Here is a 12,062-nt window from a genome sequence, read left to right on the forward strand (position 1 = left end):
TGCACGCCGCCGCAACGCGCTCGGATGGGTTAGGTTGCAGCCCGATGGCACGCCATTCCTATGGGATTTTCGTGACTTGCTCGCGCCGGGGGAACTTCGCGCCCGGCCCGCGCTTTCCGGGCGTCGAGCCTTCAGGAGATGCCGATGACGCCGGATGTCGATGCCCACACCGAACAGCCGACGCTCGAAGGTAGAAAGGCGATCATTACGGGCGGAACGACGGGTATAGGCCGCGCCATCGCGGTCTTGCTCGCGAGCTACGGCGTCGACGTCTTTATCTGCGGCCGCGACCCCGGCCATCTCGCCGACGCGCTGGAAAGGATCAGGGAGGTCGGCCGGGGAAACGGCTTAGCCGTCGATCTCGCCGACCCCGACAATGTTACACGCTCCTTCGAAGCAGCCGCATCCTATCTCGGCGGACTCGATATAGCGGTAATCAATGCCGCGGCCGCCGCCGGCGCGCTCGGTGAAACGAGCGAGCCCGATCTTCGCGAGGCGATCGCCACCGACTTCACCGCCTATCTGCTGAGCGCCAAGGCAGCCGCCGACACGCTCCGAGACCATGGCGACATCGTCTTCATCGGCTCGATGAGCGCTCATGTGCTCGGACCGCAATCGACGATCTATGCAGGCATCAAATATGGCATCCAGGGCTTCTCGGAGGCGCTGCGCAAGGAGCTTGGCCCGAAAGGCATCAAAGTCAGCAACGTCGAGCCAGGCAAGACCGGATCGGACATGCAACTGCCCGACATACCTGTCGAGAAGCAACGCGAGATGATCAACGAGGACAGCATGCTTCGCGCTGAGGACATCGCGGTCGGCGTGCACTTCGTGCTGACCCAGCCGCGGCGCGCCGTGGTCCAGCAGCTCACCATCGCCCCTCGCATGCAGCCGGGCGAATGACGTTCGCGGTCGACAAGCTGGTCCTCGTCCCCGACGATATCGACCTCTCGCGCTCGCCGCTTGCGGGTCATCTCGGCGTCGAGACCTATGTGCTCGGCGCGTTCAATCCGGCGCTGACCCGATTGCCGAACGGCAATCTGCTGATGATGGTCCGTGTCGCCGAGGCGCTCCGCCAGCCGATATTCGATGGCCATGTCCACAATATCCGCTGGTCCGACGGCCGCTATCTGCTCGACGCATGGCCGCTCGAGGCCGCCAACACGGCCGATCCGCGCAAGTTCATGCTGCAGGGGGGCGGCTGGAAGGTCATGGCGCTGACGTCGCTCGCCTGGCTCTTGCCGGTCGAGCTCAGTCCCGACGGCCTTGAGGTGATCGCGCATCATTACGACAAGGCGATCGCGCCGCATGCCGATTTTCAGATGTATGGTCTCGAAGATGCGCGCATCAGCAAAGTTGGAGATCGCTGGCTGATGACGACCTGCTCGGTCAGCCCCGAGCGCCATTCGACGACGCTCTACTCCTCGATCAACGGCCTAGACTGGACCTTCGAGGACATCGTCCTCGATCATCAGAACAAAGACATGCTGATCTTCGAAGGCCTGATCGACGGACATTATTGGGCCCAGACCCGCCCGCTCGGCGACTTGTATTTCGCCTATCCGCCGGGCAGCGAATGGCGTGCGGGGCCGTCCATCAACCTGGCCTCCTCGCCTGACGCGCTTCATTGGAAGCCTTATCGCGAGCCGGGCATAAGACCGCATTCGGCGACCGTCGCGACCGCCCGGATGGGCGGCGGCACGCCCCCAATCCTCACGGACCGCGGCTGGCTCACGCTTTGGCACGGCGTGGAGCCCAAGGAGATCGTCGGCATCTACCGGACCTATTGGTCGATCCTCGACCGAGACGATCCGAGCAAGACAGTCGCCACGGAACATGCGCCCTTGCTCGAAGCGAACCCCGAGCTCACCCGCCCGATCGAGCACCAGATGTACCTCCGCGACGTCGTGTTCACGACCGGCATCGCCGACGGCGGAGACCATTATGTGGTAGCCTCCGGCGAGGGCGATCTCGCCTGTCGAATTACGCACATCCCTAAAAGCGTGTTCGTCTGAGATACAAACCACTGATGAGGCATGACGCACTATTCGATATAGCGAGCGGGCACCCCTGGAGCCAAGCGATGGGACATTTCTGCATCAATCCTGCATTCCGAGTACGCCGCCCTTGGAATGACGGGCGACTTCTCGTCCGAAGAGGGCGTTAAAGCAGCAGCAGGTTTGGGCTATTCGCTTCTGGCTCAACCAACACGTTCGGCTACAGCACGAGACCATTTCACACTGCTGATAGAGCCGGCATATATTCTAATCTTAGACAGTCAGAACTGATGACTGCTGCTCTGCAGGAAAGCCGGTCAAGAACCGCAGGATCGCGTCGCCGACCTGCTGTGCTGCTTCTCGCGCCGGAAAATGACCAATATTATCGATGACCAGTCGCTCATAGCTTGCCGTGAAGAACCGCTCCTGCCCTTCGGACTCCTCAGGCGGGTCGCATCGGTCGTCACCGCCTTGGATCATCAGCATCGGCACGCTGAGGCGCTCGGTCGCCCCGATCCTCATACGCTGTTCCGCATAGCGAGGGTCGAGCGCCTCCGATTGCCAGCGATGCCGGTATCCGTGCAACGTGATCGCCAGCCAATCCGGATTACGAAAGCTCTCGGCCGCCATCGAAAAGCTGTCCTCGGCGTACCATCCTGGAGGGCTCCAGCTTTCCCACTGCGCGCGCGCAAAGCCGATCGGGTCGGCCGACACCGTGGCCGCGCCCGCTTCCGAGGTCATCAACCACTGATACCACCAGCGCCGGCACTGCGCGAAAGACGGCACCTCGTAACGTCCATGCGGCGTGTAGCCGATCGCCAACACAGCGATGGCCATGAGGCGCTCAGGCGAGAGCGCGGCCATTGCATAGGCCGCTCGCCCACCCCAATCGTGGCCAAGCACTGCGAACCGATCGAGGCCAAGCGCGTCCGCGAAGTCGAGCGCGTCCTGCGCGATGGCGACCGAGCTCGCGTCGCGGATCGTATCAGGCAACCGAAAGCGCGTCGGACCGAAGCCTCGGAGCCATGGTGCGAACCATCTATATCCCGCGGCCTCCAGCGCCGGAGTAACAGTCGCCCAACCGCTGACATCATCGGGCCAGCCGTGAAGGAGCAGAAGCGGAGCACCATTTTCGGGTCCGCCGCTGAGATAAGCGATGTCCAACAACGCGGTCTGCACGGTCAACATGGGCAGGCATCCCTGATGAGAATGGATGGGTTGCAGTGATCATCGGCGTCCTGCTTCGCCCGCGAGGGCATCGAGCTCACGGTGCAGCATCGTTTTCAAATGGCGGATCGCGGCGATATCCTCGGGCCTGCCGGACGCTGTCAGCATGACGGCGATCTTGATCTGCTGGAGCAACAGGACGGCCAATCCGGCGATCTGCGGCGCGGGAAGCGCACCCGAGGCGGCCAGCATCTTGCCGAGCCGCTCTTCAAGAGCAGTACGCGAGGCCAGCTTCCGGGCGGGGTCTATATCGCGCCGGTTTACGAGTGTCGCGAGTGCCGGATGTGCTTTTAAAAAGCTCCCCAGCGCCTCGAAAATCGCGTCGATCAAGCCCGCGATAGGCGCCGGATCTACGTCCGAGAGGGCCGCGTCAAGCTGATCCAGATAGGCTGCGTGCAGATGCGCCGCGATGTCCTCCTTGGTCGGGAAATACTGGTAGAGAGAGCCGATCGAAGCACCGGCCCGCGCCGCGATCTCTGTCATGGTCGTGGCTTCATAGCCCTTGTCGGCAAGCACATCCGCCGCCGCCGCTTCAAGCGCCGCCACCCGCGCCTCTCCCCGAGCAGACGTTGGACGTCGCCCCGAACGGGCCTGCTCGGTTGACATGTGAGGTAATCCTCATATTTGTTCTGTGAGGCTACCCTCATATCATGTCCCTCAATTTCGGAAAGGTTCTACGATGCCGCTTGCCTTCGATCCGCGCTCAACCGCGCTGTTGCTGATCGATCCACAGAATTGGACGCTCGGCCTGCCGATCCGTCCGTACGCGAAAGCGCCGCTCATCGAGAAGATGGTGACCACGATGCAGGCTCTACGAGACGCCGGCGGGACACTGATCGTGTCGCGTGCGGCCTTTTCGGAAGGCTACGCAGACATGATCCGCACGCCCGTCGATGTGGTACTGAACGTGCCCGAGGGCGGTATGCCGGACGAAGCGCTCGCCTTGGATCCCGCCGTCGCAGCGCTCCAGGCAGAGCTCGTTCTCACCAAGCGCCAGTGGAGCGCCTTCTATGGTACCGAACTCGATCTCCAACTCCGTCGGCGCGCGATCCGAACGTTGCTCATCGGCGGCGTGATGACGAACTTCGGCGTAGAATCGACGGCACGCGATGCGTGGCAGCACAATTACGAGACGGTGGTCGTCGAAGATCTCTGCTCCAGTCTCACTCACGATATGCACGCATTCTCGATCGAACAAATCCTGCCGCGGGTTGCCCGAGTGCGCTCCAGTGCGGACGTAGTGTCCGCCTGCCACTAAGAACGCGACGTCTGCAGGGCGTCGCATTCGGCGCCCCGCGGCTGTCGCTGTCAGCCTTTCCAGCGCGAACTCCGGATCACCTCGCAAAAATTGCCGCGATGGAAGTGCGGCTCCCTATCGGCGATCACGTCGGCCTTGACGTTGCCGAAGGTCGTGGCCGGCTTGTGCTTGATGCCGTCGTAGAAGGCCTGGAGGATATCCTCCTTGAACGCCGGCGTGCGCGGGAAAGCGCCTACGACCGATTCCCGCTCGGCGTCCGAATAGTCGGGATACGTAAGGCCGAGCACATCCATTTCGACGCCCGCGGTCACCAACGCCACCACAGGATGCATGTGGACCGGAACGCCGGGCGTCGTGTGCAGCGCTATCGCGGTCCAGACCGTATAGGCGTCAGCTTCCGACACACCATGGCTGCGCAGGAAATCGCGCGCCGCATGCGCGCCATCGACCTCGAAGCGCTCGTCTGCGCTCGCATGGCCCGGCATCAGCCCGATGTCGTGGAACATCGCGCCGGCGTAGAGCAGCTCGCGATCGAAGCGGAGGCCACGATGCACGCCGGCGAGAGCGCCAAATTGATAGACCCGGCTCGAATGGTTGAAGAGAAGCTCAGTCTCTGTGTCACGGATGAACTCGGTGATGGCGCGGGCGAGCTTGCTGTCGGGGATGACGGCGACTGGATCATGGGACGGCATGGCGGGTATCCTTCCTGGTGGCTCCATATCCATAGCCACGCCAGACCTGGCTCGTTATGATGTGTTCCGGACAATCCTGCCATTTCACCTCGAGGACGGACATGGGTGCGGCGCGGAGAGTGGGGCTACTGGCCGTTGAGGGCGTGCAGCTCCTGGACGTGTCAGGCCCGGCGGATGTGTTCGCCGAGGCCAATGTCCAGTCCGGATCGGCCGCCTATGCGATCTCGATCGTCGGAATTGCAACGGGATCGATCGAGGCATCATCGGGCATGCGCCTCGCAGTCAGCGAGGTGCTTGGCGACCCGGACGCCAAGCCGTTCGACACCCTGCTCGTGGCCGGTGCCCCGCACATGGACCGCCGTGCGCGAGACGAGGGCGTGCTTGCGAACCTGAGGACGGCCGCCGACGCCGCGCGGCGCTACGGTTCGGTCTGTACCGGCGCTTTCCTGCTGGCGGACGCAGGCTTACTGGAGGGACGGCGCGTGACGACGCACTGGGCGATGGCCGATCGCTTCGCCAGCGCTTTCCCAGGGGTGAATCTCGATATCGATGCGATCCATGTCCGCGATGGCAAGGTCCGGACCGCTGCCGGCGTGACGGCGGGGCTCGATCTGGCGTTGGCGCTGGTCGAGGAGGATCTCGGACCGGAGATAGCGCGCCGCGTCGCCAGCCAACTGGTCATGTACTTCCGCCGACCGGGTGGCCAGCTTCAATATAGCCGATCCGGCAAGGGGAGACCCGCCGGGCGTTCTGCGTTGCAGGATTTGCAGCGCTGGGTCTCAGCTCATCCTGCCGACGATCATAGCGTCGCGATACTTGCGCAACGTGCAGGCATCAGCCCGCGCCATTTCGCACGGCTTTTCCGTGACGAGGTGGGCGTGACGCCATCGGCGTGGGTTGAAGGTGTCAGAATCGATGCGGCCCGTCGTCTGCTCGAAGATGGACACCCACCGAAGCTGGCAGGCGCGCGTTGCGGCTTTTCTGACGTCGAGACCTTCCGTCGAGCATTTCAGCGCTGCATCGGTGTCACGCCTGCAGCCTATCGCAGCCATTATACGGGGAAGGGATCAAGCGATTGGTAGGCCGACACGTAGAGGCAGCTTCAAGGTTTGAGCGCGTCTGCCCAGACAGATGCTCGGCTGGTATCACCGCACTCGCTACAAAGACCCAATTTCATCCACTCAGTATCCCTTGTGTCCATCTCGAATGCGGACTTCTGTTAATGTGCTCAGATCGGAAGAGTTGGGCAAGCCGAAGGCGAGGCGCAAGCGCTCGTCGATCGCTAGCTGCATGGTGATCGAACCGGCTGCGATAGCGAAGAACCAGGCAAGCTACTGATTCGACTTTTCTTTTTTACACTGTTAACCAGGTCCCCTGTCGTTCTGAGCAGGGGGTGGTATGAAGCGTTTATCGGTAGCGACCGCATTGGCAGCAGTTTTTGGAATCGTAATTGGAGCGCCGGTTGCGGCGGCGACCACAATTACGCTTACTGGCGCTCATTACATTTATTACGCCCCGGGCAATAGTGAGTCGTTCTCCACAAACGGCCCGTTGGGCAATGGTGCCGGCGCTGTCGGACGGTTTTCTGACTCTTCCACCTTAACCGGCAACTATGCGACTACTTTAGAGTTTCTGATCCCTACGATACCGAGTGATATGGATATCACATCACTTTCTCTCACACTACAGCCTAGTCCGCAGGTAGACGGACATGGCAATACCGGACTCGGTGCCGTGCAGTTCAGAAGCTACCTCGCGGCCAATACTGGCAGTGATGCCACGCGCCTCTTTGCCGGCAACAACCTTACCAACAATCTGGACTTAAACCATCCTTTGGTGATAGCTGATCTATTTGGCGGTCCAACCGTAAATTATGTTTACAATGGACCGGGGCAGTATCTTGGCTTTGCATTTCGGGAAACCAATCCTTGCACGTCCTGCACCAGCTTTACGACTTTGGATTTTCCGGGCGCAACCCAAGCGGTGCTGTCAATAACCTACGATACTCCGACGCCTCCGCCCACAATTCCATCAGCAATTCCCGAACCCGCCACGTGGGCGATGTTCATCGGCGGGTTCGGCCTAATCGGTGTTGGAATGCGCCGACGTCAGCGGGTCAGCGGCAGCTTCGCCTGATCAGTCTTTCGGTGCGCGGGTTGGAAACTCTGGCCCGCGCACGTTCATCCAATCGGCCGCACTCGATTATGCCGACCTCCCGAGGCTCTCTCATGTGATCTCCGACGATCGATGGCTGCGCGCGCCATCCCTAACGAGGCCAGTACTGGGCTGAACCTGGGCAGCGACAGGATCTTCGGGCTCGACGTCGACGCAGCGCTGGGAGGAGGAAGCAGGCTCGGTACGGGTAAGATAAGTGTCGGAGAAAAGTTCTGATTGAGCGACCTTGAGTCACATCGGTTGACCTTAGGTTTGGTAACATGCTGTGGGAGCGGAGCGTTTGCTGGCGGCATTGCGCTAACTGCGCCTTGGTAGGACCGCTTAATCGTCGACTGGCCGCGTTCGGGCTCCAAAATAAAAACGCGCTTCGTTCCGCTAGGAAAGACCCACATCCCGCCACTCAGGCGCACAACGCCGCATTCCGGAAGCGGACGCCTGTTCACGTTCCGTGGCCGAGGTTGATCAAACGCAAGGCGACTATCAGCTCCACGTTTAGTCGATCATCGTTCAGCCTTTCAGGGTGGCGCCGCTCGGAGATGGCGGAACCGGGACATTTAGGTCCCGCTCGTATTTTAGTAAGCGTCGTTGCCTCCGCGTACCGCCCGCCGTCCACCCCCTGCGGCGGGGCCACCGCCCCACAGTCGACCGCCTTTCTGGGGCCCCGTTGGAACCGTCGCGTGAAACCGGTGTTGAGCCCCTCCGTGAGCTCGGCCGAGTTTCGCAGCGCCCCGTTGTTCATACGCCCAGCGGGGCGCTTTCGGTCAGTCGAGCTTGCCGAGCATTTATCGGAGGCGATCCGTTTCCGCCGTCGCGCTCATTGGCGGGCAATGACCCCCGCTATTTACACCCCAGCCTGCCAGCGGCTCCCCCCGGCGAGGTGCACATGAGCGCAATAATGCCCGCGCTCTCCGGAATGGAGTTGAACGAGCTCGGCATGAGCATCGAGGGCGGCAAAGTAGCCGTCGCTGGTATGCTGGATCGGTACCGCGTCGTTACGGAATGGGCGAATGTCGATATGCGGACCAAGGCGAGCTCACTACCTCAATCGTCCGGAAGGAGCGGGAATACAATAGCGCGCTCTTCCTGCAGAAGATGCTCAAGCTTGCCCATCAACAATGAAGCGGAGGCGATATACACGTCAGGCTCGATGTGAATATCGCGCGTAGGGTGCTTAGCTTTGTGATATTCATAATCATGGCTGAGGTCCTCTGCCAAGCGGGCGACCGAGCTCACCCGCCCGGACTCTTCCGGATGAAACTTGGCGGCCCAATCTCCGATCTCGGTCCTGAGGCTATGTATGTGGCGCGCTACCACCCGATCAAACCGCCACCGTATCCTGTCGACCGTTAATGCGTCGACCTCTTCAGGCTGCTGAAACATTCGGCGCGAATGATCCATCATCTCGAGGATCTCACGCTGATCCTCCTGAAGCATCCTCAACATAGCCTTCCTTTCCGAAGGTTTTGAATAATTTAGCGGCTGCATGTCGTCGCGCAAGCCGAGTAGGCCCGATTGAGGGTGATCCTGCCTATCATGACATGGCGTCGCCGAGCCGATGATGATCGGCCTCATCGCCGTTCCGATCCTCACTCAGGTCTGCCTTACCCGCCGGAATCGCCTCTGCTATCCCGCCGGTTCCCCGTGCTGACGCAGTACCTGCAGGGCGCACCCCACAGCTCCCGATCACGCATGAGCGTCAATGTAGCTAACCCTTGGATTACCAGCTGCGGAGCTTCCCCACCGCCGGTGGGAAGCAGACGCGCCCTTCCTACTTCGCCTCGGCGATCGTCGCCTGGCGGGCGATCAGCTGCCAGCCTGCGCCCCGCTTCGCCCGCACGTCCGTGAAGGGCCGCGTGACCTGCTTGCCAGCGCCAGGACCCTTCAACGGAATCATCGTGTCATATCCCATGATAACGGTCACCTCCGGCTTCTCGCCGACAAAGGTAATGTGCTTGCGGAAGTCGCGGTAGTCGAGAAAGTCCTGGTCCATGATGGCGATCACATCTTCTCGCCCGATCACGGTATTGTTGGGCGAATTGACAACGAAATTATCGGCCCAGACGGTTCTGACACCTGCAGCGTCATGAGCCATCATCGCCTTCCCGAGCCTCCCGTAAGCAGCACCAATCTCCGGGGGCATCCGAACTCCAGGGGCAAGCTGCGCGAGAACAGGCATAGCGAAGACCAAGGCCCCAAGCAGTCCGATCTTCTCTAGCATGCCACCCTCTTCGATCTGAGAACCGGCGCCATGGTGCGTCGAATTGTTATCGGTGGCAACGGCGGCTCCTGTGGCGGAAGCTACAGCGCTTTCAGGTCAGACGGTGCCCGTCACCTATACGGTCGCGGCGAACCACGGCGCGGGGCGGCGTGCAGGTGAGTTGCTGATCTCAAATCGATGGTAGCAACTATCTGGAAGACCGGCAGTTATGCCGCCAGTCCCCCAGTGGCCGCAACGACCTAGGAGCGGGGGCGGCGTCGCATTAGTCAGCCAAGGGGCTCTGGGTCGCCGTAACAGTCGTCACTAAGCGATAGTTCGCAATCCGCGTTCCCCGTGGATCTTCAACCATGATCGCAAGATGGATCGAGCTTCGGCCCTGTCGAATTTCATCGGCAACGACGTCGGCCAGCACATGTCGCGCATGGACCTCGACGGCCGCGGTATCAGGGAGGTCCTTTCCGTCCTCGTCCTGCAGATAAAAAGTATCGTTTAGAACGTGGAATCGGAAACGGGGCATCAACGCATCTTGCGTATAACATTACTGCATCGCAACAACATGGATTAGCGTGGTCTGAGTGGCGGCGAGCGCCTCACGCGGGTGAGCTGATCGTCCGCGGTTGAAAAGCCATAGACCACATCCCCAAAGTGGTGCGACCTGTTTGTAGATCCTGTCGACGATTACTGGTCGACGACGATGCGGAACACCTTCAGCCCGTACGCAGAAGCGAAGATGCACCTTCCGTTACGAGTCCGGATCGAAGCGATGAAATCTCGCGCTTGCTATTGCCCCAGAACGCCAGTCTCACCCGGATCGCGTCCTGCACGGCGTTCTCGTTTGACGATCGCCCTTCCGCGCTCGAGCGCCTCAACACAGCGACGCAATAGCGCACCGGGCTTTGGGGGCGGGGGCCTTCAACATAGCCGGTCGTCTCGACGGTGGCGCCAAGCTTCGACGAGCACCGCGATGGCGTCGCTGATGAGAGGGGCCTGCTGCCCGTAGGTCAGATCGTCCCAGCGCTTCCCCGGGTGTCCTTCCTCGTAGAGGCGCGCGGCGACGATGCGCACCTCCTCGTGCCCCTTCCACGGTCCCGCGATCTCGTCCCCGTCGCCCTCTTCCAAAACGAGCCTCATTGCGAAAGCCAACACCGTTCGGCGTCACCGATCTGCTCGAAGACGTCGGCCTCGGCAATGCCAAGCGAATTCATCCGCTTGCGCACGTTCTCGACCGACCCTTTCTTCGGGAAGAGCCGGTAGAGCTTTGCCGCCCTCGCCACCTCCCCCATCAGGCCAGGCCGCCTTCGTCTGGTCGAACGGCCAGTCGCCAAACGACTGCGCCGGGTTGCTTGCAACGGACGGCGCAGGCGCAGTCAGGACCAGCGGCTGCACCGGCTCGATCAGCCGAACATTTGACCGTGCGTCTGTCTCGCTTAGCCGCGCGGCGGACGGGGATGCCACCGATTTTAGGGTTTCGTTAACTGAGGTTGACGAGACGTTGCCGCGCAACATGCTGGAGCGAAACAGTGCACACAGCCCTTGAACCTGATCGCCGGCGCATAATCTCGCGATTGAGGCAGCGCGCCACTCAGCACCGGAAGCTCGCGGAGGCGCTTGCGCCGCAGGATAGACTCATTGCGCTTGCCGAGGCGGGACAGACAGAAACCGAGGCTTCCAAGCTCGAAGCTGAACTAAGCGGCGTAGTCGTCGGCGTTATGATCACGACGCCATTCTACGAACAGATCTGAGGGCAGGCGCTGCTCCGTCGGCACATCGGCCCATGAGCCGCCACCTTCATCCGTCCACCGGATCCGATGTTCAACGCCCTCCACCCGGGTGCACCCGATGATAGTGCGCCCGTCCCGTGGCGCTTCGGCCATGCCCCGACGACGCATCACCTGTCCCCCTTTTCTAAAGTTCAGGGATCTGCCTCGTCGAAGCTGGAAGCAACTCTCAATCTGTTAGCAACATGCGTTGCAGCTACTCTGCTTGATCGGACGACCGCGCCGAGCGCTCGCAGCAGCACCGGCCAGCGCGAGCACATGTCCACCGGCAATGGCGCCTTGCAAAGGTGGAACCCGTTTCCCCGGCTCGCCGAGCATGACGATCATCATCCAGAGGAAGCCGCAGACCATTGCTAATGGATCGATCCACCGCTTGGCAAAGAAGACGCGCGCCGTGAGGCTTGGAGCGGCCAAGTCCCGTCTCCACAGCGGAGGCGCCTCGGCACCGCACCGGAGCATCGCGGCGAGCGCAGCGAAGAACGTGATCAACCGATAGAGGCTGACCGGATCGGGCGTTCGCCTGCCGCCCGGGCCGAGGATATATAACTCCGTCATCAAGACATAATGAAGGTGTAAAGCGACATATCCCTGCCAAAACTCGGCGGGGCGGACGTTGCGGGGTCGGTGACGACCTTCGCGGCGATGCTGTTGCTCGACCTGAGCGCTCCATTTTAACAACGCTGCGGCGCGCAGGCTGCAACCGGGCGCGGCTTTTCA

The 12,062-nt window shown here is 61.4% G+C and carries 14 protein-coding genes; 5 read left to right on the forward strand and 9 right to left on the reverse strand.

The window, feature by feature from the left end; genetic code table 11:
- Nucleotides 1–144: 144 nt before the first annotated feature.
- Nucleotides 145–903 carry an SDR family oxidoreductase gene (locus tag Q4F19_RS07815; protein ID WP_303541345.1) on the forward strand — a complete coding sequence of 253 codons (759 nt, stop codon included), beginning with the start codon at nt 145–147 and terminating at the stop codon, nt 901–903.
- Nucleotides 900–2,015, forward strand: a complete 1,116-nt coding sequence (locus Q4F19_RS07820) for a glycoside hydrolase family 130 protein (protein WP_303541347.1) — start codon at nt 900–902, stop codon at nt 2,013–2,015. The genes Q4F19_RS07815 and Q4F19_RS07820 overlap by 4 nt, the downstream gene beginning before the upstream one ends.
- A 255-nt stretch (nt 2,016–2,270) precedes the next feature.
- Here the strand turns inward: Q4F19_RS07820 and Q4F19_RS07825 are convergent, their stop codons facing one another.
- Together Q4F19_RS07825 and Q4F19_RS07830 are read right to left on the reverse strand one after the other, a co-directional pair.
- Nucleotides 2,271–3,185 (reverse strand): alpha/beta fold hydrolase, encoded by a 915-nt coding sequence (locus tag Q4F19_RS07825; RefSeq protein WP_303541349.1) that lies wholly within the window; start codon nt 3,183–3,185, stop codon nt 2,271–2,273.
- A gap of 39 nt (nt 3,186–3,224) precedes the next feature.
- Nucleotides 3,225–3,770 carry a TetR/AcrR family transcriptional regulator gene (locus Q4F19_RS07830; RefSeq protein ID WP_303541351.1) on the reverse strand — a complete coding sequence of 182 codons (546 nt, stop codon included), beginning with the start codon at nt 3,768–3,770 and terminating at the stop codon, nt 3,225–3,227.
- 133 nt (nt 3,771–3,903) lie between these two features.
- On the opposite strand from Q4F19_RS07830, the gene Q4F19_RS07835 reads away from it, so the two are divergent.
- A complete protein-coding gene (locus Q4F19_RS07835; protein ID WP_303541352.1) occupies nt 3,904–4,482 on the forward strand; it encodes an isochorismatase family protein in 579 nt (192 codons plus the stop codon).
- A 50-nt stretch (nt 4,483–4,532) separates the two neighbouring features.
- Here Q4F19_RS07835 and Q4F19_RS07840 read toward each other — a convergent pair whose 3' ends face one another.
- Nucleotides 4,533–5,174, reverse strand: coding sequence for an HD domain-containing protein (locus Q4F19_RS07840; RefSeq protein WP_303541354.1), 642 nt, complete (start codon nt 5,172–5,174; stop codon nt 4,533–4,535).
- A gap of 119 nt (nt 5,175–5,293) precedes the next feature.
- Here Q4F19_RS07840 and Q4F19_RS07845 point away from each other — a divergent pair, with 119 nt between their 5' ends.
- Both Q4F19_RS07845 and Q4F19_RS07850 read left to right on the forward strand, forming a co-directional pair.
- Nucleotides 5,294–6,256, forward strand: coding sequence for a GlxA family transcriptional regulator (locus Q4F19_RS07845; protein WP_303541356.1), 963 nt, complete (start codon nt 5,294–5,296; stop codon nt 6,254–6,256).
- A 316-nt stretch (nt 6,257–6,572) separates the two neighbouring features.
- Complete coding sequence (locus tag Q4F19_RS07850) at nt 6,573–7,310, forward strand: PEPxxWA-CTERM sorting domain-containing protein (RefSeq protein ID WP_303541358.1); 738 nt, start codon at nt 6,573–6,575, stop codon at nt 7,308–7,310.
- A gap of 1,080 nt (nt 7,311–8,390) precedes the next feature.
- Here the strand turns inward: Q4F19_RS07850 and Q4F19_RS07855 are convergent.
- The 6 genes from Q4F19_RS07855 to Q4F19_RS07875 form a co-directional block, all read right to left on the reverse strand.
- Complete coding sequence (locus tag Q4F19_RS07855) at nt 8,391–8,921, reverse strand: hypothetical protein (protein WP_303541360.1); 531 nt, start codon at nt 8,919–8,921, stop codon at nt 8,391–8,393.
- A 196-nt stretch (nt 8,922–9,117) separates the two neighbouring features.
- Nucleotides 9,118–9,567 (reverse strand): nuclear transport factor 2 family protein, encoded by a 450-nt coding sequence (locus Q4F19_RS07860; RefSeq protein ID WP_303541361.1) that lies wholly within the window; start codon nt 9,565–9,567, stop codon nt 9,118–9,120.
- A gap of 262 nt (nt 9,568–9,829) precedes the next feature.
- Nucleotides 9,830–10,084, reverse strand: a complete 255-nt coding sequence (locus Q4F19_RS21445) for a DUF6894 family protein (protein ID WP_431312376.1) — start codon at nt 10,082–10,084, stop codon at nt 9,830–9,832.
- A gap of 395 nt (nt 10,085–10,479) precedes the next feature.
- Entirely contained in the window at nt 10,480–10,698 is a 219-nt protein-coding gene (locus Q4F19_RS07865; RefSeq protein WP_303541363.1) for a hypothetical protein, read from the reverse strand.
- Complete coding sequence (locus Q4F19_RS07870; RefSeq protein ID WP_303541365.1) at nt 10,695–10,850, reverse strand: hypothetical protein; 156 nt, start codon at nt 10,848–10,850, stop codon at nt 10,695–10,697. Before Q4F19_RS07870 ends, Q4F19_RS07865 begins: the two co-directional genes overlap by 4 nt.
- A 672-nt stretch (nt 10,851–11,522) precedes the next feature.
- Nucleotides 11,523–11,900, reverse strand: coding sequence for a hypothetical protein (locus Q4F19_RS07875; RefSeq protein WP_303541367.1), 378 nt, complete (start codon nt 11,898–11,900; stop codon nt 11,523–11,525).
- Nucleotides 11,901–12,062: the final 162 nt, after the last annotated feature.

It is taken from the genome of Sphingomonas natans, assembly GCF_030546695.1.
Lineage (GTDB): Bacteria > Pseudomonadota > Alphaproteobacteria > Sphingomonadales > Sphingomonadaceae > Sphingomonas_I > Sphingomonas_I natans.